Here is a 21,984-nt window from a genome sequence, read left to right as displayed (position 1 = left end):
GATTATGACTGGTACAGTTAAATGGTTTAATTCAGACAAAGGTTTTGGTTTTATTTCAACAGATGAAGGAAATGACGTATTCGCTCATTATTCACAAATTCAAAAAGACGGATTCAAAACTTTAGAAGAAGGCGAAAAAGTTTCTTTTGACGTAGTTGAAGGAGCTAAAGGTCCTCAAGCTGAAAATATCGTAAGTCTATAATTATAATAAATCGACCTAAAGATTTTATCTTTAGGTCTTTTTTATTGGAAAATTTAGTGATATAATAGTTAAGTGTATTTGGAGAGATGTCCGAGTGGCTTAAGGTGGTGGTCTCGAAAACCGCTGTGCGGCACAACCGCACCATGGGTTCAAATCCCATTCTCTCCGTTTTTGAAGAAGGACGTCCTTGCTAAACCTTGTAGGTAAAGGGGAGAGGACGTTTTTTGTTTTGTAAAGGTAGATTGTCAAGAAGTAGCTAGTAGCCGCAGTTAGGTGGTATTTGCATCGGATTGTCGTCGGCAATTAGACATCAAATCGGCGGCAAAAAGTTTATATAATGGATATAGTTTACTTAATAAGTTATATTAATTTAGGATTATGAGAGGTGAACCGTATCATAAGTGACGCACATTTCGAGTGAGAATTAATTGTTATAATAAGTTTTTTTATGTTACCATATACGAAGCATGTGGAGACTATAGTAGCACTATGCAAAAAAGACTAATTGTATTTGCCCACATACCGCTAAAAACCAAGCTTTTCATGTTTAAGACAGATATAGCCAATTATCGCAATAAGGAACTGAAAGACGAAATTATAATAAGACTTGGCTTTTGGATGTGAAATGTAGGGATATAAGAAAAATATGATATTTTATGTCAAACGTTATAGCGATGACAAATTCTAAAAAATAAATATTAATGAAAAGTATTAAAATGATGATGTGTAAATATGAAATGTCCAATGTGTGATGATGAGATGGAAGAAGGGCTTTTACAAGGCATGCGGATTAGCATGGGTGAAAAAACAGCATAAAGTATCTCTACTTCCGAAACCTGGTGAAGTTTTGTTACAAAATAATGCATTTAAAGATGTTGTAATCTCTGCTTGGATTTGTAAAAAATGCAAAAAATTATTCTTGATTATTCGAATAAAGATATACAAGAGGGGTAGATAGGTGAGAAGAGATGAATTTAAGAGGATTTAGGTTTTGGGTTGGATTTGTTTCCATTATTATTTTTGTTTGTATTGGGATGGTATTACTTTTTAAATATGTAGGCCAGGAACCGGATTTATCCTTTCTTAATCTGGATAATATGCTTTCTTGAATAAGCGAACAGGAACAGGTAAATATTGCAGTGTCTGAATATGGAAACACATACGTTTCAGGAGTAGAATTTGCAAAATAGCTGGATATAGCTAAAAATGACTGGAAAATAAAAAACGTTTCATCTCCTTACGAGCTTTCGCCGGATATTATTATTCATGTGAATGATGATACAGGGGGATCCTTTCAAATTTTGGTTAAAAGCTGAATTTGAAAGGACGGTGGGAGGGGAACGGCATCGAGGAATCATACTTTTAAACGCAAAAATGCCCGATTGAAATTTTAAGAATCTCAATCGGGCATAGTGATGCCTATTTAGTTTTAAAAAAGCATGGCAAAATATCAGTAAAGCAAGGTCTTTATTCCGCTCTACAGTTTCACAACGTACAACTTTTAGGATATATTATTCTCATGTAAATCCTCCCCAAAAAAGACGGCTACCTCTAATCGGTAACCGTCTTTTCGGTATTTCACCGAAGATTGTATTATCGCTCTTGTATTACTTAGGAATTTTGAGCGCATCCCCAGGATGTATCATACTAAAAATGGTCTTGCCATTAATCTCTGCAAGTGTATACATACTGATATTGTGTTCATTGGCAATTTTCCAGAAGCTATCACCGGCTTTTACAGTATAAGTGCCATACTCTTTTTTCTTTGGATAATCAAGGGTTACACCATTTTTATCAAACTTATAGCTTTTGCCACCGATGTTCTTAGTCTGATTTTTTACAGGTGTTCCATTTTGGTAGTACATCCACTCACCACTGTCGTTTTTTATAAAACCCTTTGCCATGCTTTCAGAAATTGCAATCTCTACAAATCGCTTTAGCATCACAGATACCTCAGCTCTTGTGGCAATGCCTTGTGGGTCAAACTTATTATCTGATTTTCCTGCAAGGATTCCTGCTGTCTGCATTTCAGTTACAGCAACTCTTGCCCCAATGCTGAGACTTGCATCATCTTCAAAGGTAATTTCCTTATGGACATTTGGAAGGTCAAATCCGATTTCCTTTGCGTAGTTATAAAGGATAACCGCCATTTGCTCACGGGTTATATTACTGTTTGGTGAAAAAGTGGTGGCGCTTGTGCCATTTACAATGCCCGCGGTTTTTGCCCAAGCAACGTAAGGTGCAAAGTAATCAGTAGACTTCACATCGGCAAATTTATTTGTTTTGTAGCTTGCTGTGTTAACTTCTGCCAGTCTGCCAAGTGCTGTGACAAACATTCCTCTTGTCATAGCTGTGCTTGGGGAGAAGGTGGTATTGCTTGTGCCACTGAATAAGCCACGATTCACCACAAAGTATATATCTTCTTTTGCCCAATGGTTTGTTACATCGGTAAACTTCACAGGGTTTTTGTAGCCGATGCCAAAGACAGAGAAATGGTTTGTTTTAAACATCATTCTTCCAGTTTTAGCATCGTAAGAGGAGTTTTCAACTACGATTGCCTTGCCATTTTGATTAATGTAGTAAATTACAAGGTTTTCAGCTTGCTCGCCTGCTTGTAGCCTGTATGGGATATATACAGTTACATAGCCGTCACCAAAGTCTGTTACAGTTTTGTTGCCACTTATGGTGAGGTTAAAAACAGGTCTGTTGCCGATTAACGCTCTGTTTGCCTGTGATAAGTTAGAGGGTTTCGCAGCAGAAATATTGATATTTCCACTTGTTTGCTTGTCGATAACCTTTAGACTTTCCACATCTAAGTGAATATCCAGTAGGCTTGATTTTAATGTTAAGCCTCTGTTATCAACAATCAAATCGCCAATATTTTGCTCTGTAGCTTTAAAGGTTACTGTGCCTGTAGCAGTGTTTACACTGCCTGTAATCTCGGTCTTTGGTGGTGGGGTGTAGCTTCCACCAGAAGAACCGCCACCGCCGCTGGAGCTGTTTCTTCTGTATTCTGCTGTTACCGTCACATCGCTTTCAGGCATGGTGAATTTCACCGTTTTGCTTGTAGCGATGCCCTCTATTAAGGTTAAACCGTCAAGCCCACTCCAACCCGTGAAGGTGTATCCGATTCTGTCGTTGGCTGTGACAATAACTTCTTCGCTCTCGGCATAATCTCCATCGCCTGTACCGTTTGTTACATTTACAGTGTAAAACTTTTCATTGACTGTCAATGTGCCTGTTCCGATGGTGATGTTATAATTTTTCGTTACTGTAGCTCCAAAGATTGGCTCTGTGGTAAAGACGATATCAAAGGTGCCTACCTTGACCGTGGTTAGCGGTGCGCCGTTTTCCTGTGGCTGCATATCAATAGCCTCCGGATTGGTTGGTGTTAGGGTATCGTTTCCTACCAAACCTACTATTTCCCATGTAAAGAACGGCATATTTCCGTTGGATTCAATGGTGAAATTCTCAGGCTTTACTGTCACTGCCTTTTTCGCCACAATTACATTAAAGGCTGCCGTATCCTGTGCGTGTGTGGCTGTTTCGGCGGTGGTTGCTGTAATGATGGCTGTACCTGCACCTACAACAGTTACTTCACCGTTTGCATCCACAGTTGCGACTGCTGTATTATTACTTGCATAGGTGATTGCACCGACTACTGTGGTTTCGGTTAGGACATTGGTAAATGCTATATCGCCGTAGGTTTTGTTGATACTTTCGTCAGCATAGGAAATATTCTGTGGCTGCTTGTCGGTGGAGGTCACTGTCACTGTAACCTCGTAATCGTTGTAGTAGCTTGCACCTGTGACAGGGATGTTCACAACTCCTGTTTGCCCTGCGGTGCTTGCAGGTGCGGTGTAGGTGAGTGTTGTGCCACTAACAGTCATGTCGGTTATAGTAATCGTGCCACTACCGTCTGTCGGTATGCCATAACTTGCACCCTCGGGCAGTGGGGGAAGTGCCACTGTTGCCCCTGTCTGCCCTGCGGCAAGCATGGTGCCTGTAGCGGTTTTAATTCCGGTGTAATTGACCTTGCTCACCGTCACCGCTTGCGTAGCAGTCATACCGCTATAGCCCAAGGTGACATAGGTATCGCCCGCCCTAAACGCAGTTCCGTTTTGATAGGTCACGGTAATGTCATTGTGACTTAGTGCAGTCGTTGCACTGCTTGTGTGGGTTGCGGTCAGCACAAGCCCTGTCTTATCAAGGGTATCACCGTGCTTGTAGGTGGTTTTTGTAGGTGGTGTAGTCACTGCAAGGCTTGTAATGGTATCCTCTACCACGGTGATAGACACTGTTCCTGTTGCGTTGTTGTAATTATCTGTATCCGTGGGAGTAAATGTCCAGTTATAGTCACTTGTTCCCTCGGTGAGGACTTGCCCATTGTCAAATGCCAATAGACCATTATTAGTGTCAGTATGGCTCAAAATCACAACCGAGGTGGTATAGATGGGGGGATTCACCACGCTTACCCCTGTAATGACAGGAGTTGTCTTATTTACAGTAAAGGTAACTGTTTTTTCTCCCCTTTGGCTATCGTCCTCATAGACCACAGTAACTTCATAATCTCCTGCACCTAATGGCTTACCGTTTGCATCCAAATCTCCTGTGGAGCCTATGGGAACAGTGTAGGTGTAGGTAAAGGTGCCTGTGCCGTCCGCTGTACCGTTAAATGTGGCCGTTTCGTGAGACAGTGCATTGCCTGTGTAGGTAGCAGTGCCGTTTGCAAAGGTGATATCGCTTGACACATCGACCTTATCCACAATATTGACCGTTAGGGTAGCACGGGTTTCATCTGCTCCTTGTCCTGTTGTGGCGATTAAGCCAAAGCTACCTGTTGTGGCTCCTGTTGCCACAGTGATAGGAATTCCGCTTGTATTGGCTACACCCGCCGATACACCATTTGGCATTGTGCCACCTTGACCCCATGTGACAGCAGTATCCATTGGCATATCAAATTGATCAAGGTTTTTAAATTGATAGCGTATGGTGCTTGAATTTTCGGTGGGTATCTTGATAGAATCGCTGTTTGCGCTCAGCCTTATTCCATCCCGATAAAAGGCGCTATCGGCAGCCTCGGGGATATAGTTGACGGCGTAAGGGTAATCGCTCATCTTTTTGTCGAGTGCCACTTCAGTTAACCCTGAGCCGTCACGGTTTGGGCTTACGTATAGCACGTTGCCAAGGCTAACAGACCTTGCAAATAGCCCTGCGGAAATGTCTGTGCCCGCTCCTGCAATGCCGATAATTTTACCTGTGCCACTGATGGTGGGAGTGACTCCTAAACCCTCCATATACAAACCATAGCTGTCACCATATGTACCTGTGGCTTCGCCACCGATACCGGTGAGCCTGCCACCGTTTACGGTGATACTGCCTTGGGTTGCACGGATACCGAAGCTTCTACTATTATTATTAGTCGCAGTTCCCCCTGTGCCGGTGACAGTAGCATTATCATTGAGCGTGATTGTCCCTGCAGAAATGCCTGCGCTAAGACTATTGCCGCTACCTGCCGTTCCCATAACACTGCCGCTGTCACTGACAGTGAGGGTATCGCTGGCAAAAATACCGTTTCCTGCAGTGACAGATGATGTGACACTGCCACTGCCACTTACCGTCAGGTCAGAGCAGGCGATACCGACAATACCACCAACACCACCCGCAGTGACACTGCCCCCTGTGACAAGGATCTCATTTGCTTTTATTGTGCCAAGGGAGGTGAGTGCATTGCCGTTTGTTGCAACGATTGTGCCACTTTCAATGGTAAGTGACCCATCCACACCAATACCTATACTTACATTGTATACGCCTGTGGCATTGCTACCTGTGGCATCGCCGCCTACGGCATAGAGTTCACCGCCCCCTTTGATGGTCAAGGGTGCATCCATGTAGATGCCTACGCTATAGGCATCGGTGGCGTCGAATCCATCCAGACGATTCTCTCCACTTAAGACAAGGGTAAGAGGGAAATTGCTAAAAAGGGCAGACTGAATCACAACACCGCTACTATTAGTTGTTGTGCCGATAGCTCCGTTGCTATAATTGGTTAGTGTCAGCGTTCCCATATCGGTGGCGGCATCATAAATATAGGAATAGCCTGTGCCACTGACCTCTGTGGTGCTGTCGGCATCAAGCGAGATGTCGTCAAGCTTTAGAATAAGGCCTGCGGTGTTGATGGCGTTCAGTCTAATATTCTTGTTTGTTACATCGGCACCGGATACCTCAAATGCGGAGATGGTGCCCGGGGTGTAGCCATCCTTGCTGACATCAATGGTGTATCTCTCCGGTGCCACATCCGAAATGGTGTAGTTACCGCTATTGTCGGTGGTGACCGCATTGCCTATAGTATTGTTACTGCTGTCTTTGAGCTGTACTGAAGCACCCTCGATTGGAGCAGAGGTATCGCCGTCTGTTACCGTGCCGCTGATGGTGTAGGTGGTGGGCGGTGTGTACGCAGGGATATCCAGTGAATATACTTGACTCTTGTTGCTGCTTTCGTCCTCAATTTGAAGATGAATTTTCAGTAGGTCTGTTGCCGCAGTTCCAGCACGCCTTCTTATTGCAGAGTGTTCTAAGTTGGCTTGGAAAATTGGTATATATGGATCTAACTGTGGCGGCGTATTCGTACTGGCAAGACTAATGGAGAAGTCATACTTCCCAATTGTGTTAGGTGTGAATTTAAGCTCAACTTCATCTGCGCTGATACGTGTGGCGGAAAAGTCCGATACGGTTGGGATGGTGGTGTCAGGAATATCCTCAAACACCGCCGTTGCCGTTACCGCCTCATCAGGCATGGTAAACTTTGCAGTGGCGCTGGTTGCGCTTGTGCTGTACACAAAGGTGACATTTGACGGTGCAATCGTCCATTCCTTGAATTGTTTGCCACTTGGGGCGGCATCGGCGGTAAGGGTGACGATTGCATCTTTCACCGCTGTGGAGGGGCTTGCTGTACCGTCTGTGACGGTGATGGCATGGCTCGTTGGTGCATATGCCGGAATATCTAGCGAATAGATTTGACTCTTGTTGCCGCTTTCGTCCTCAATTTGCAGATAGAGATTCGCATCATCGGGGGATAAGTTTACCTGTTGTATGTGTTCCACACCAGCGGATGAAATCACCGTAGGAATTAGAGGATTTTCTGGTTGCGGCGTAGTAGCGTCGGTTATTTCATAATACCACTTTCCCGTTGTGCTGGGTGTGAACTTAAAGATTATCGTGTCTTCATTGACACGTTCGACGGTAAAGCCCGACACGGTGGGTGCTTGTGTATCCTCCGTGGCAAACGCCACAGTAGGCAACATGGTCACCACCATGCAAACCGTCAGCAGCAGGCTTAAAAATCTTGCTCGTGTTTTCTTCATATCGTTTCATCTCCCTTCAAATTTTGTGTTTCTTGTTTCTCTTTGCCCTTCGCCAGCATGGTCAAAATTTCCGCCACAGTGAACGATGGCCCATCCACCCAATAAAGCCTTTTTCCGTCTGTCTGTGGGCGGTCAAACAGACGCTGTTTAATGAGCTTTTGAAAGGCGGGTTCTCCTGTCCTGTCACCCAGCTCTAAAAAAATGCTGTGGCCGTTGGAAAGTAAAATGTCGAAACAATCCCCATCCAGCGAATCCACCTTGGCAATGGTAGGCAGTTCTGCCTCTGTCGGTTTCCATGTCATATTCTATCGCCTCCTAACGAATTATTTTGTGATTCCCTTTACAAAACCATTATATGGGAGCAGAAATGCAAAAGTGGCGAGAGTGTCAAAAATGACACTCTCGCCATCGGAAAGTTTTTATCACGAGCGAATTCTTATTCTTTTTCAAAGCAGTAGCCCTCGCCTCGTGACCACTCAATCTGCCATCCGCTGCCCACGATTTTGCTGCGCAGGCGCTTGATAGTACTTTTGAGGGCGTTGGCATCCCCGCTCATAGTTTGATTCCATACCTTTTCATAGAGATATTCACCGTCAATCATGCGCTCCGGGTTCTGCACAAAAATCAGCAGCAGGGCAAATTCTTTTTTTGCCAGCAGCAGATCGGTTTCATCCAAAAGGGCAATGCCAGAAGGCACATCCAGCGTTAAGCGTCCTTTTGTGATGCGCTCTGGTACACGCTCTGCCCGGCGAAGCAGTGCCTCCACCCGTGCCAATAGAATGGGGAAGTCATAGGGCTTGGTGAGGTAATCATCGCCACCGATTTTCAGTCCTCGCAGAATATCCTCCTGTGCATTCAGCCCGGTGAGCAGCAGAACCGGTATCCCTGCGTTGGTGCTTTCCCGAAGCGCTCGCATAAAGTCAAGACCACTGCCGTCGGGCAGCATAATGTCAAGCACAATACAATCCGGGCGATTTTCTCTCAGTTTTGTATATGCCTCAGCCAAGGTCACAGCGGTATCAATGGTGTAGCCCTCCCATTCCAGCATCCGCTTGTTGCCCTGCATAATTTTCTCGTTGTCCTCCACAAGCAGTATCCACTTGTCTATATTTTTCTTTTCTATCATGCATCCTCACCTCCGAATTGTCCCTGATAGATGGGCAGGGTAAAGGTAACGGTTGTGCCGCAACTTTTCTCGCTTTCAATTTGTATTCTGCCCCCGTGGGATTCCACCACCGTCTTGCAGAGAAACAGACCAAAACCAGTGCCGCCCTCGCTCACCCCACGCTCAAACACATGGGGCAGGAGCTGGGACGAAATGCCGGAGCCGTTGTCGCTGACCGTAACGGCAATCTCGCCGCCGCTGTGGACGGCTTGCAGTTTGATGATGCCGTTTGCGGTATGGGCATTGGCGTTTTGCAGCAGATTAATGACAACCTGCGACAGTAAATCGGCATTGCCGTAAACCGTCAGCCCGTCGGAGAATTCCGCAGTAAGCGTATTGCCCTGCTTGGCAAGCAGCAGTCGTATCATTTCTGCCGTGTTACCCAGCAATGAGGAAAAATCCGCTTTGTCCTTTTCTGTACTGTCGGCAATGGCATTGAGGGATAGCATTCCCTCCACCATGCGGGAAAGGCGCATTATCTCTGCCTGTGCATCCTGCAAAAATTCCTGCGCCTCGCCATCCTCGGTCACGCCGTCCATTCGCTTGAGCAGTCCCATCACCGTTTGAATATTGACAGAAATAATGGTCAAGGGTGTTCGCATCTCGTGGGAGGTGTTCGCCAAAAACTGCGTCTTTGCCTGATTGACCTGAGAGAGTACGGCGTTCTGCTCATCCACCCGCCGCTGCTGAGCCCGGTAGAGGCGAACTTGGGCATACATGGTTGCACCAAGAGCCATACTGACCATCAAAAAATCCGTTATGTGGTTCACAAAATATGCGTGCTCCGTGGCAAGTGTAACAATACTATCCGGCCATAGGTAGGCACAGACATACATTGCACTATAAAGAGCCAGTTCCAGCACCGTCACAAGAAGTGCGGTGCGTCCCTCCAGCATAAACACGGTAAACACCACCGAAAAGACGAACAACAAAGGAGCGCCGCCGTGATAGCCGCCCATTTGGAAAAAGAGATATCCAAACAGTCCAATGAAAATGAACAGAATGGTGACAAGATAGCACCGCTTGTATTTTTGTGTCTGCTGGGCATAAACCATAAGACCGGCGGAGAGAACGGCAGTAGCGAGGACAGACAGCGTTTCCATCGCACCTGCACCGGAGAACAAATTGACCAGCCCTTCAACCAAGCTTATAACACAGCCCGCCAGTGCCAGCACATTAAAAATACGGACACGCAAATCAAGGGTGTGGTCAAAATAGGTATGTAAGAACTTGATGATTTGGTTTTTCATGTACGGCCTCCTTCACAACTTTTTCTGCGTGAGTCGGCGGGCTTTTCAGCATCCTTGGGTATCATCCATACACGACCAAACTTTTCAATTCCCTCAATGCGATTTTCCTTGCATAATTTTTGTATCCGCCTTTCTGATATTCCCCATTTATCAGCGGCAGCTTTTACTGATATGTAATCCATATAATCAACTTCCTTTCGCCAAAACAATATACATCAATTATATACGGATTGGCGAATAATAGCAATCCAGTCTCAATGTAGCACGAAATTCTACACTACCTAATATTAAATTGTATTTCGTTCTCATTTGCTCACCCGAAATGTAAAATGATATGGGGTGATATTAAAATGTACCAAGACGAAAGAAAACTTAATTTTAAGCCTTAGGTATGGCAATAAAAAAAGCTCGTGAAGCAAAAGGATGGACGCAAGAACACCTTGCTCAACTGGTAGACCTTACACCTCCTTGAAGAAGAATCTCGATCACTAATAGCCTTTAAAAACATCACATTCGCGATGAGTCAGAGTTTAATTACAGGGAATATTAGTTCAGAAGAAAGAACATGGAGAATTGATGATTCAGTTTCAAAATTGATAATAGGTTTATATGATGAGGTATCTAGTAGTCGGTAGTCAACAATATGAACACAAAGAAATATCTGCGAAATGTCTTGATGTGTGGGACTTGATGTTTGAAAATCAAATAGGATCGGCAAGAACACTGAGTCAAGAAATGATGCAACGATAAAGATGTTCAAATGTCATTACTGTTGTACTGGAGGTGTATGGAATGGATTTTCCCCAAACAGTAAAAGAGATTAGAACCAAACTGAATATGAGTCAGGAACAACTGGCTAGAGAGCTTCACGTTAGCTTTGTCACGGGTAACCGGTTGGAAAATGGCAAGAACAGTCCCAACATGCTTGCTAAGAATGCTCTATATGACTTCTGCAAGGAAAAAGGACTAAAAGAGGTGTTGATTAAGCGGTTACTGGATTACTAAACTGAAACATATTAACTTCAGTGGGTCAATGAATAAGACGACTATAAGTAAATAAATCTGTTGAAATCGTTTTTAAAAAAAGATTAGGAGGAGAGAGTTCTGTGGCAATACCAAAATATCATGAATTTATGAAACCCGTATTGGAACTATTGAAAGATAATCAAGTACATAAGCGTGTGGATATGTATAAGGTTTTAGCAATGCAGTTTCAATTAACTGAGGAAGAACTTGAAGAGTGGCTACCAAGTGGTAAACAATTGGTTTATAAAAACAGAATAGGCTGGGCACTAACTTATCTAAAAAAGGCTAGAGTGATTGAATCACCTGCAAGAGCTAGTTTTAGAATTACTGAACTTGGACATAAAGTTCTAACAGAAAATCCAGAGGTTGTAGATCAGAATTATCTTAAGAAGTTTGAAGGTTTTCAAGATTTCTTAAACAGTACTTCGGACAATACCCTTCTTGATGAAGATATTTCTGATATAGGTAGTGACGAGTCACCACAAGATTTACTCGACAGAGCCTATAAGACAAAAATAACTATTATTGGGGTCATCATTGAGGTGTAGGGGTTAGAGAATTGCTTCAACTAATAAAACCACGACAATTTAGCGAATAAATTGTTGTGGTTTTTTATACTTAGATAATAAAATTTAAGGTCACAAAGTAAGAATATATATTTAAATTTATAAATAATATCAACCCGAAAATTAGGTAAACTTGTATTCAATACTATAACACAAATCAAACTATAAGTCTAGTATTTTTTTTGTTTTTCTATAGAATAAGAGATACATTCAAATTAATAGATATGGAGGTAAAAAGTCATGGAAGCTAAAATGCATAAGGATTATATGGAAGAAAAGGAAAGATTAGAATATATCAAACAAATGATTGAAGAGGAAATAGTATTGTTAAGTAATAAAACATATACTGTATTAAATGAGGATGTTATTGCAGAGATAGTATATCTGGATAACCAGAGGATGAAAAAGCTAGAAATGTCAGCTCATAATCCCTATTTTGGAAGAATTGATTTCAGAGAAAGTAATCAAGATAAGCTAGAAAATATTTATATAGGTAAAGCATCCTTAATGGATACTGATAGTGATGAAGATGGAGTCATGTTTATTACGGATTGGAGAGCGCCAATTTCTACCCTGTATTATGATGGGAATATTGGAAGTGTGAAATATAATTGTCCAGTAGGTAATATTGGTGGGGAGTTATTGTTAAAAAGAAACTATAAGATTGAAAATGGACATCTGGAGAAAATAACAGATATTGATGTGTCGGCATTAGATGAAATGCTTTTAGAAGCATTAGAAGATAAAAAGGATACAAAGTTAAAAGATATCGTTTCGACAATTCAATCAGAACAAAATGAAATCATTCGAGCAGATTTGACGAAGTCGCTAATTATACAAGGTGTTGCTGGAAGTGGAAAGACAACCATTGCATTACATCGAATTGCATATTTAATCTATACGTATCAGCATAGATATAAACCGGATGAATTCATGATTATTGCACCCAATAAGCTGTTTTTACAGTATATAGAGGATATGTTACCAGAATTAGGTGTTGAAGATGTAGAACAAACGACTATGGAGGACCTAACAAAAAATATTGTATCAGAACACTTTTCTATAAGTGAAGATGATGATAAATTAAAGAAGATTATTGAAAATGAAAATGATAAAAATTTGGTGGTATCCTTAAGGGCTATATCTAGTATAAAAACTGACTTGAAATATAAAGATATACTTGAAAAATTCGTTGATGAAGTAATTAACGAAATACTTCCTAAAGAGGATTTGATATTTGAAGGTGTTCTAATAATAGAAGCAAGTGAATTATCTGGAATATTTTATAAGAATTATAAAAGATATTCTGTACTGAAAAGTATAAAATTAGTTAAGAAATTAATAACTGCACGATTTGAAAATAGTAAAAGTGATATAGAAGACAATATATATGCAACTATAAACCAGAGACAAATTAATCTTGAAAAAGATGAAAAAAACATAACCAATCACAATGAAGAGATTAAAAAAATTCATCTGGAGCAACAGAGTCGCATAAAAAACATGAAAAAGAATTTCATAAAACTCATGAATACTTACCTGAAAGAGCCTAAACAATCAATACTCAAATATTATGAGAAGTTTTTGATAAAAGATAAATTTATTAAAAAGCTCATTAGTGAAAAAGAATATTTAATGGATTACTTTAAAGAAATGTCCAAAAATATTCGAATAAATAAAATGGTTGAAATAGAAGACCTACCAGCTCTCATGTATTTACAACATAAATTAATAGGTGCTAAGAATATATCAAACACTAAGCATATTGTAATAGATGAAGGACAAGATTTTGGAACTTTCCAATATTATATATTAAGCGATATAATGAAAGAAGCTACGTTCACTATACTTGGAGATATTGCTCAAGGTATTAACTATCATAGAGGTACTAGCGATTGGAAAGATGTTAAACAACAAGCTTTCAAGGACCGATGTCAAATAAAGTATCTACAGCAGAGTTATCGTACTACAGTAGAGATTATGAATGCAGCTAATGAAGTAATTGGAAAAGTAGAAGATGAGAATATTATATTAGCACATCCAGTACTCAGGCATGGGGCACAAGTACAAAAAATTAAAAAAGATAGTTATGAAAATATAGTAGATTGTATTGCCACAGAATTAAATAAACTTATGGATAAGTATAATTCTATAGCAATTATATGTAAAAATAATCAGCAGTGTGAAAAAATATATGATCAAATGACGAATAAAGGAATTAATGTTCAATGGTTGAAGGACAGAGAATCAGAGTACAGTCAGCAAATTGTATTGTTACCCTCCTATCTTGCAAAAGGATTAGAATTTGATTGCGTTATTATTCCTGATGGAGGAGAAGATAATTATAAAATGAATAAATTGGATGGGATGTTGTTATATGTATGTATGACAAGGGCATTACATGAGCTAAGAATATATTATGTAAATGAATGTAGTGAGTTGTTAAAATAGGCTAGAAGGGTTTACGACTTTGAGCGTAGACCCTTTTTAATTTTATAATTACTATTATACTCTACTTATTCAATTCTAAAGGAAATGTCACTTGCCAATTCCCTTCTGTAAATAGACCACTAGTATCAAAATCTCCCAAAAGAGAATATTGCTCTATTTCAGCTTGTGGAATATTAAATACATATTCCATATAATCTATACGCTCGCCATCATCAGAAGTATCGGTAAATACAACATTATAATCGCATTTAATTTCATTACCGTTTTTATCTTTTAGGGTAAAAAATCCATGATTATCATTATTTAATGGATTGGTAACACCTATTTGAATATGTAGCATATCATCCAAATAACCAATACCTGTAAAATCTATACCCTCAACAGGGAAATTCATTGGTTGACAGGGAAGTAGTACATTTGTGGTATCTTCATCAGATAAGAATCTTTCAAAGTTTCCTCCGCCACCAATTATTTCTATTTCATTAGTTTCAGATGCTACTCTTATGGTTGAAAGGTCAATATCTAATGGTATATGGTCGTATACATGTTTACCACTAATAAACTCCCTTACTGAAAAGGTTATTTTGTCTCCTGTAATATTTTTGTTTCCCCATTCAGTCATAGAGATAAGGAACGTTGCAGTTTTCGTAGTATCTTCATATCCAACAAGTTGACAAGTGGCTGAACTATTGAAAGGACGATGAATTGAATAACTATCATACAAATCAGTGGTTTCATCAATTCTATCTCCTGTAAGATCTTGCATTGTAATATAAATTTCCGCCTTGTCTTCATGGATATAAGTAGCTACAACTTCCATTTTAATGCCATTGTCATCACAAGATTTTTGAACTGGCATAAAAAACTGTGCTACATGGGGAGAAATATGGTACATTAATTCATAAACAGAAGGTATCCTTGCTGCCAATATAGGTAACGTTGTAAATATGCAAATTGTAAGAATAGCTATTATAATTATTGGTTTACGAAATATTAATTTATGCACTCGTATCAGCCATGCTTTTCTATGTTCTTCACTTTCAAAACGTGGATGCTTATTTATATATCGTAAAAATACTTCTTGGAATATATCATCAGCATCACTTTTATTTCTCATTTGGGAGAATGCCAAACGATAGACCATATCTCAATAAAATGTTACTACATTGTCTATGCAATCATCCGTACGTAATGATTCAGGTTACATAAATTAATTTCCCCTTTCACTATTAATACCCTTTACCTATGTTAAAAAGCTACAAGCAATCTAAAAAAATATATAAGTTAAATTAATAACTAAGCAAAATGATGATTAATTACATGATGAAAATTCAAGAGAGAAATTTATGATAATAGATTAAAGATGCTGTGAAAGATGAGAATTTAAAACATTATTTCTATAATAGATAAATAGCAAAAGAAATATATAAGTATTAGTATTATAAATAAAAGACTAAGCGAGGTTCTGTTTCACAATACGATATACCCTAAAGAAAGCTTATCTTGCTATGCTGTATTAGATAAAATGTATTGTGAGACAGCCACTTTAGTCAATAGTCTGTTTCAAGATTTCAGGTTTAGTCACTATTAATTGTTGAATAATATTTGAATTTTACTTGGATATAATACCAGAATTATTCTTATAACATAGATTATAAAAATCTAAAAATTTTAATCTCGTTTCCATAGCACTGTAGGAAACATCAAATTTATTAGCAAGATATAATATATTTCTATTCAGATTTTTCCTGATAGAGATATAAGGCATGAGGATTTCACCAGCCACTATATCAGCTTCCAAATCCAATATACGAAAATCATCATCTGTTAATGAGCTAATATCAAATGAGGTATAATGATTCATGATTATATGACCTATCTCGTGAGCAATAGTAAACTTACACCTCTGTTTTTTAATACCTTGCGCATTATCAATAATTATACAATAATTTTTTGTTTTAGGGTTGTAGAAGGTATAACCTTCTTCTCCACACAAATCATCAATTTCGAATTTCCATTTCATAAGGTATACAATCTTAATAGGATCAATAGGATAAGATTTTATATTAAGGTTTTTTAAAAATGTTCGTCCTACTTGTTTGGCATATTCATATCTAGGTTTCTTAGGTACATTCACTACAACGATTCCTCCTTATGAATGATTACTCGTCCTCCAAAAAAGCTTTCATCAACTTAACCATTTTTGCTCTGGCTTCTGGTGTCAATTCTTTTGTAGCACGTCTTAATACTTTTATTCCTTCAGGAAATTCTTCCTCAAGATAATCTACTGAAGATTCTTTACCTCCTACAAGATAATCGATGGTAACACCAAAAAAATCAGCTATTTGCTTTAATGTCTCAGGATTAGGTCTTCTGTCGTCTCTTTCATATCCTGAAATTGTTGTTACTGCAATATTCAATGCATTGGCTAAATCACGCTGATACAAGCCTCTTTCATTTCTCAGATATTTTATTTTCTCTCCTAATGTCATAATTTCCCTCCTGACATGAAATTGAATAAACATTCATATAATAAAATTCTTAGTAATTTATCCTTTAATAGTATTATAATACACGTTATGAGTGATGTCAATTTGCAAAAACTTTATTATAGTAAATGTATTAAATTATTTTAATACAAAGTATTGACAAAATAGGAAAAATGAGTAATATTAATAATATAGTGCAAACGGTTGCCTTAGATAATCATATAAAGCGACTGTTACTTTATTTCAATTTACTTAAACGGTTAAGTGTTATGATTCATTAAATACAATGATATATCTGCTAACTTTGTAATTAATTATCTTGTATAAATTAATTATATTAGTGGTTATCAAGAATAAAGGCGGTGATATATGAACCATAACGTCAGTATTTTTCTTAGTTATATGAAGTTAGTTGAAGTAGAATGAAAATAGGAGGAAAATATTATGAGAAAAATGACTAAGTGTTTATCATTACTATTAACTTTTGTTGTAATTATTGGATTATTTACTGGATGCGGTAACAAAGACAAGAAAGAAGAAACTACAAGTGGTGAAAATGCTGTATCAAAAGAAGAAGGAGATTCTAATTCTGGAATAAAAGCATCTATAGTTGTACAGGTTGAAAAAGATTGGCTGTTCTATTATCGGGAAGCAGCGGAGAGAGTAAAGACTAAGAATCCTGGAGCGAATATTGAATTTAACGTAACAGGTTCTTTTGATCACCTTGATGTATTAGATTCAACAGATGTAACTAACAAAGATGTTGCAGATGTATTTGCATTTCCAGCAGATAGAGTCTATGGATTATCTCAAAATGAAGTTTTAGCAGAGTTAGATGCTAAAACAATGGCAGCTAATGTAGGTGGTTTTGATGATTATGACAACGGTCTTGGTGGTAATTTTAATGTTGATGGTCATTATTTAGCATTTCCTTTGAATATAGAGACATTAATTAATTTTTGTAATAAAGCAAATGCAGAATCTAAAGGAATAGATTTATCTAAACCTATAGAATTCAGTGAACTTGAATATAGAGATATGCTAGTAAAAGTATTTGATGCTTGGTTTGGAGTTGCTTTCACTAATTCAGTTGGAATCGAATTATTAGGTAAAGATGATTCAGGTAATTTGTATTCAGATATGACAAAAGAATTCACAGAATTAACTGAGGAACAACAAAATTTATTCAAAGTTTTATTCAACTACTGGAAAGAGCATAATGAAGCGGGAACAGATTTATGGGATAAAGAGGCTGTAGGCGGATATATGGATGCTGAATTCACAACTGGTGGTAACAATTCAATCCGTTTAGAAGGTCCATGGGCAACAGCAGGATTATCAGAAAAAGCTAGTAATGGCGAAGAACTTCAGATCTTACCAATCAATCAAGTTACTATTAATGGTAAACCATTAGCACATTGGAAAAGTGGTTGGGGACTTGGTATCAACGCAAGAATTGAAGAAGATAAAGATAAGATGGCACTTGCTCAAGCTATGATAGAAGAAATTGTTAATAGAGATTACGCAGTTGAATTATTCAAAGCTACAGGTAAAATCTTAGAAAATGTTGATGAATCAGTATATGAAGAATCAGATCTTGCAGATATGGATAAAAAATCAATAAAAGCTGTTATAGAATCTTACAAAACTGCACCAGCTAGACCATTATTCACAGAATGGGGTTCAGTATGGTCCACATGGGAAAATGCAATATTATCATGGTCAGCAGTTAAACCAGCAACCGTTGAAGATGCTTATGCTGAAGTAAAAGCTGCATTTGATGCAATGATGACTAACTTCTAGTGTATATATTGAACTTAAACATATACATTCATTCAATTAGTTCAATATATTTTCATTGATATTATAAGGTGAATAGAACTAAATTATTGCTGGTTTTATAGCAATTATTTAATTCAACTTATATAAAATACATAATTAAAGAGAGGTTAATAATTAGTCTCTCTTTAATTAGCTTTTATTGAGGTGATAAAACTCTGAAAGGCTATACAAAATTACCTAAAAAACATCTTTATATTATAATTTTAAGCTTAGGATTTATAATTTTCCTATTATCATTAGAGGTCATGATGAAAGTTAAAGATATAAATATGTTTAGCAACTGGCTAAAAGATAATAAACAATATACTATAGCAAATTTAGAGAATGCAGATTTATTCAATACGTATATATCAATTAATCTTTCAATATATTTTCAGAGAATTATTGTCCCAATAGGATTAGGTATTCATACGTATCTGGCATATATAAAGTTAAGAATCAATAAATTATTTGTATTCATATGGACTGTTTTATTGATCGGATCCATTTTATATACAGTAGTAGGATTGAAAAATCTTGCTGTATTTTCATATATGTATATTGGATTATATATTATAGTGATATTCACCGTTCTATCATTATTGACGGTTATTGAAAAATGTGAAAATCCCTGAAAGGTGTGGTATCAAACTTGAAAAGAGTAAACGAATTTTTGTACGATGATATTGGGAATGCTTATGAAAGAAAGAATCTATATCTAAAAGAAATCGCTGCACTATATAATGAATATGATGAAACAAAAGATAAAAGCTTACTGAAGAAAATCAGCAAATTAAAGCAAAACAAAAAACAGCATCCGTATGTAATAGAATTGGATAAATATATTGAGAAAGAAAAAAATTTTAATAAAGAACTAAAAGGAAAAGAAAGAAAGTACATAGACAATTTACCAAAGAATCTTTCACATAAAATGAAAAGACTTAAGATAAATCTATTTTTAAGTGAGCAGAGGAAAGATTTTTATAAAGATTACGTTGATATCAGTTATGAAGCAAAATATAAATATGAAAAATCTCTTATTGAAATAGATCAACTACCATCTGTCATAGAGCATCTAGAAGTTAATGAAGAGGAGTTAAAAAAAGCGAAGCTCAGTAAAAAGAATATTAATCCTAGTGAGCAAAGTAAATCAAAAACTGAACTGAAAGCTTATATTACTGAGCAAAAGAAAATATTAGAAGATAATATAGAAAAATTGAAAACAAAAAGAAAGCATAGACAGATTTCAAAAAAAGCATTGAATGAAGGAATTAAAGAACTGAAAATACAATACAAAGAAAATATCAATGTAAAATCTTATGAAATTCCTCTTAAGAATGCTAAGGAATTAATTAAGAATAAGAAATTTGAGATTAACCATAATTCTAAAAGAAAAAGAATGGTGTTAAATGCCAATATATCAGATTTGAGGCGAAAAATGCCAACTGAAGTGGAAAATAATGTTCCGTATAAAGGCTTTTTAACTTTTTTACTCCCAGGTGTTGGACAGTTACTTAATAAGCAGTATATAAAGGGAATGTTATTTTTTATTATAAGTCTTTTTATATATGCTGTTGCCATACCTTATGCATTAGGTTTCGGCAATTATCAAGGTAATGGAATAGCTGGACTTGTGTCTCTTGCACAGGGAGGTAGAAAAATAGATAAATCCCTGATATTTATGATTGAGGGTATCATTGCAATATTTATGATAGTCATTGGGATTATATTGATGTATGTATCTTTTAAAGATGTACATCATGTGGAAAAAGATAAAATAAAGGGAATTCGTCCTAAAAACTGGTTTGAAACAAGAACAAGTATTTCAGAAGATGGATTTCCATATATAGCATCACTTCCTGCTCTATTGGTCACTGTATTTATTGTTTTAGTACCTATAACAACTGCTATATTACTTTCATTTACAGGTATGGACCCAAAACACCAATCAAAATTTGCTTGGATAGGTCTAAGTAATTATAAGTTAATAGCGTTGGGAGAAGGAATTGCCGGTTCTGCATTCTGGTTAATATTAGGTTGGACTCTAGTTTGGACAGCAGTTGCGACTACGTTAGCGATTTTAATTGGATTTTTCTTAGCAATTCTAGTCAATAACGAAAGAATCAAAGGTAAGGTAATCTTCAGATCAATATATCTATTACCTTGGGCAGTACCTGCATTTATTACCATAATGTTTTTCAGCATCATGTTTTCGCCAAATGGAGCAATAACGGAGATAATATCTTCTATTTTTGGAAGACAGATTGTAGTTAAAAACGATCCTAATCTATCACGTATTGCACTTATTTTGATGCAAGCCTGGTTAGGCAGTTCATATATATTTTTACTGTCTACAGGTGTATTACAAGCTATACCAGGAGATTTGTATGAAGCCGCTAGGATAGATGGTGCCACAGCTTGGCAGAAGTTAAAACGTATAACATTACCAATAATCCTTTTCCAAACAGCACCATTACTAGTAGGACAGTATACTTTTAATTTCAATAACTTTTCTATAATTTATTTATTTAACAGCGGTGGACCTTTTAATCCAAGTAAATATGGTAATCTAGCTGGAACAACGGATTTACTTATTTCTTATATATTTAAGTTAACAACAGAAAATCAATATCAATCTATTGGAGCAGCGATAACAGTTGTCATATCTTTAGGGTTAATGCTATTTGCATTTATTGGTTTCAAGAACTCTAAAGCTTTCAAAGAGGAGAAATTGTAATGGGAATGTTCAAGAAAAAAAGTGATTTATATCTATCGGATAAACAACCTTTAACATTAATGGGTAAAATAGGAATATTTTTCTCTTACATAGTATTACTTTTTTGGTCATTAGCCATTTTATGGCCTTTGTATCAAATGGTTGTATCAGCATTCAATGGTGCTCAAGGACAGTATCTAATGCTGAACAGAGATTTTAATTTTTCTATCAAACACTTTAAATATTTATTTGAAGAGACTTTGTATCTAAGATGGGTAGTCAATACTATTTTTATAGCTATCACAAGTGCAATCCTAACATTGATTATAGTTTCTTTCACTGGATTCGCTTACTCAAGGTATAGATTCAAAGGGAGAAAAGCCTCTTTAATGACTATTATGTTAATTCAAACCATTCCTGCTTTTGCAGGGATTACAGCATATTTTACTATGCACTCTATTATTTCCTCAGTTATTCCATCATTTTCTAGACAAATGATGTTAATACTCATTTACTCTGGTGGGGGTATTGCAGGAAATACATTTATACTAAAAGGTTATCTTGATTCAATATCTTCAGAGTTGGACGATGCAGCTAAGATTGATGGGTGCTCCAATATGAAAGTATATAGATTGATTATAATGCCTATTGCAAGACCTATGTTAGCAATTATAGCCTTATGGTCATTCATCGGCCCTTTTATGGACTATCTATTACCAAAAGTATTGTTGACAAGCCCGGAATCCTATACATTGGCTGCTGGCTTATTTACTCTTATTAATGATTTTAGAACACTTAATCAACCAGCTTTTGCAGCTGGAGGGTTGTTGACAGCAGTACCTATTGTTATTATGTTTACGCTTCTACAAAAGCAATTAGTATCAGGTTTATCAAAAGGTTCGGTAAAAGGTTGATTATATATTGTATTAATTTT

Annotated in this window: 19 protein-coding genes and 1 tRNA gene; 12 read left to right on the top strand and 8 right to left on the bottom strand. The window is 37.4% G+C overall.

Annotation, left to right across the window (positions count from 1 at the left end; genetic code table 11):
- Window positions 1–4: 4 nt before the first annotated feature.
- The 4 genes from AACQ14_RS08150 (at window position 5) to AACQ14_RS24750 (ending at window position 1,160) form a co-directional block, all read left to right on the top strand.
- Window positions 5–202 carry a cold-shock protein gene (locus AACQ14_RS08150; protein ID WP_113673201.1) on the top strand — a complete coding sequence of 66 codons (198 nt, stop codon included), beginning with the start codon at window positions 5–7 and terminating at the stop codon, window positions 200–202.
- Window positions 203–282: 80 nt separating this feature from the next.
- Window positions 283–370, top strand: a tRNA-Ser gene (locus tag AACQ14_RS08145).
- 321 nt (window positions 371–691) lie between these two features.
- Window positions 692–826 carry a hypothetical protein gene (locus tag AACQ14_RS08140; RefSeq protein WP_339363078.1) on the top strand — a complete coding sequence of 45 codons (135 nt, stop codon included), beginning with the start codon at window positions 692–694 and terminating at the stop codon, window positions 824–826.
- 127 nt (window positions 827–953) lie between these two features.
- A complete protein-coding gene (locus AACQ14_RS24750) occupies window positions 954–1,160 on the top strand; it encodes a PF20097 family protein (RefSeq protein ID WP_353514017.1) in 207 nt (68 codons plus the stop codon).
- Between the two features lie 649 nt (window positions 1,161–1,809).
- Here AACQ14_RS24750 and AACQ14_RS08135 read toward each other — a convergent pair.
- From AACQ14_RS08135 to AACQ14_RS08115, 5 genes are all read right to left on the bottom strand, one after another.
- Complete coding sequence (locus AACQ14_RS08135; protein ID WP_339363077.1) at window positions 1,810–7,566, bottom strand: S-layer homology domain-containing protein; 5,757 nt, start codon at window positions 7,564–7,566, stop codon at window positions 1,810–1,812.
- Window positions 7,563–7,868, bottom strand: coding sequence for a hypothetical protein (locus AACQ14_RS08130; RefSeq protein ID WP_339363076.1), 306 nt, complete (start codon window positions 7,866–7,868; stop codon window positions 7,563–7,565). The genes AACQ14_RS08135 and AACQ14_RS08130 overlap by 4 nt, the downstream gene beginning before the upstream one ends.
- Window positions 7,869–8,002: 134 nt before the next feature.
- The gene (locus AACQ14_RS08125) at window positions 8,003–8,692 is read right to left on the bottom strand and encodes a response regulator transcription factor (RefSeq protein WP_339363075.1); all 690 of its coding nucleotides are present in this window, start codon (window positions 8,690–8,692) and stop codon (window positions 8,003–8,005) included.
- Window positions 8,689–9,981, bottom strand: a complete 1,293-nt coding sequence (locus AACQ14_RS08120; protein ID WP_339363074.1) for a sensor histidine kinase — start codon at window positions 9,979–9,981, stop codon at window positions 8,689–8,691. The genes AACQ14_RS08125 and AACQ14_RS08120 overlap by 4 nt, the downstream gene beginning before the upstream one ends.
- Window positions 9,978–10,163: a helix-turn-helix domain-containing protein gene (locus AACQ14_RS08115; protein ID WP_339363154.1), complete on the bottom strand. Its 186-nt coding sequence runs from the start codon at window positions 10,161–10,163 to the stop codon at window positions 9,978–9,980. Before AACQ14_RS08115 ends, AACQ14_RS08120 begins: the two co-directional genes overlap by 4 nt.
- A gap of 430 nt (window positions 10,164–10,593) precedes the next feature.
- Here AACQ14_RS08115 and AACQ14_RS08105 point away from each other — a divergent pair, with 430 nt between their 5' ends.
- From AACQ14_RS08105 to helD, 4 genes are all read left to right on the top strand, one after another.
- Window positions 10,594–10,731 carry a hypothetical protein gene (locus AACQ14_RS08105; protein ID WP_339363073.1) on the top strand — a complete coding sequence of 46 codons (138 nt, stop codon included), beginning with the start codon at window positions 10,594–10,596 and terminating at the stop codon, window positions 10,729–10,731.
- A gap of 42 nt (window positions 10,732–10,773) precedes the next feature.
- Window positions 10,774–10,986 (top strand): helix-turn-helix domain-containing protein, encoded by a 213-nt coding sequence (locus tag AACQ14_RS08100; RefSeq protein WP_339363071.1) that lies wholly within the window; start codon window positions 10,774–10,776, stop codon window positions 10,984–10,986.
- Window positions 10,987–11,087: 101 nt separating this feature from the next.
- Window positions 11,088–11,555 (top strand): winged helix-turn-helix domain-containing protein, encoded by a 468-nt coding sequence (locus AACQ14_RS08095; RefSeq protein ID WP_339363070.1) that lies wholly within the window; start codon window positions 11,088–11,090, stop codon window positions 11,553–11,555.
- A 258-nt stretch (window positions 11,556–11,813) separates the two neighbouring features.
- Window positions 11,814–14,024, top strand: a complete 2,211-nt coding sequence (gene helD / locus AACQ14_RS08090; protein WP_339363069.1) for an RNA polymerase recycling motor HelD — start codon at window positions 11,814–11,816, stop codon at window positions 14,022–14,024.
- 61 nt (window positions 14,025–14,085) lie between these two features.
- On the opposite strand, the gene AACQ14_RS08085 is transcribed toward helD, so the two are convergent.
- From AACQ14_RS08085 to AACQ14_RS08075, 3 genes are all read right to left on the bottom strand, one after another.
- Complete coding sequence (locus tag AACQ14_RS08085) at window positions 14,086–15,168, bottom strand: RNA polymerase sigma factor (RefSeq protein ID WP_339363068.1); 1,083 nt, start codon at window positions 15,166–15,168, stop codon at window positions 14,086–14,088.
- Window positions 15,169–15,636: 468 nt separating this feature from the next.
- Window positions 15,637–16,161 (bottom strand): ImmA/IrrE family metallo-endopeptidase, encoded by a 525-nt coding sequence (locus AACQ14_RS08080; RefSeq protein ID WP_339363067.1) that lies wholly within the window; start codon window positions 16,159–16,161, stop codon window positions 15,637–15,639.
- Between the two features lie 25 nt (window positions 16,162–16,186).
- Window positions 16,187–16,516: a helix-turn-helix domain-containing protein gene (locus AACQ14_RS08075; protein WP_113673211.1), complete on the bottom strand. Its 330-nt coding sequence runs from the start codon at window positions 16,514–16,516 to the stop codon at window positions 16,187–16,189.
- Window positions 16,517–16,957: 441 nt separating this feature from the next.
- Here AACQ14_RS08075 and AACQ14_RS08070 point away from each other — a divergent pair, with 441 nt between their 5' ends.
- From AACQ14_RS08070 to AACQ14_RS08055, 4 genes are all read left to right on the top strand, one after another.
- Window positions 16,958–18,316 carry a sugar ABC transporter substrate-binding protein gene (locus AACQ14_RS08070; protein ID WP_339363066.1) on the top strand — a complete coding sequence of 453 codons (1,359 nt, stop codon included), beginning with the start codon at window positions 16,958–16,960 and terminating at the stop codon, window positions 18,314–18,316.
- A 287-nt stretch (window positions 18,317–18,603) separates the two neighbouring features.
- Window positions 18,604–18,969: a hypothetical protein gene (locus AACQ14_RS08065; protein ID WP_339363065.1), complete on the top strand. Its 366-nt coding sequence runs from the start codon at window positions 18,604–18,606 to the stop codon at window positions 18,967–18,969.
- Window positions 18,970–18,986: 17 nt separating this feature from the next.
- Complete coding sequence (locus AACQ14_RS08060; RefSeq protein ID WP_339363064.1) at window positions 18,987–21,071, top strand: ABC transporter permease subunit; 2,085 nt, start codon at window positions 18,987–18,989, stop codon at window positions 21,069–21,071.
- On the top strand, window positions 21,071–21,964 hold the full coding sequence (locus AACQ14_RS08055) for a sugar ABC transporter permease (RefSeq protein ID WP_202975192.1): 894 nt from the start codon (window positions 21,071–21,073) through the stop codon (window positions 21,962–21,964). Before AACQ14_RS08060 ends, AACQ14_RS08055 begins: the two co-directional genes overlap by 1 nt.
- Window positions 21,965–21,984: the final 20 nt, after the last annotated feature.

This window comes from Vallitalea maricola, assembly GCF_036985595.1.
Lineage (GTDB): Bacteria > Bacillota > Clostridia > Lachnospirales > Vallitaleaceae > Vallitalea > Vallitalea maricola.
This window is presented reverse-complemented; position numbering and strand designations above follow the sequence as displayed.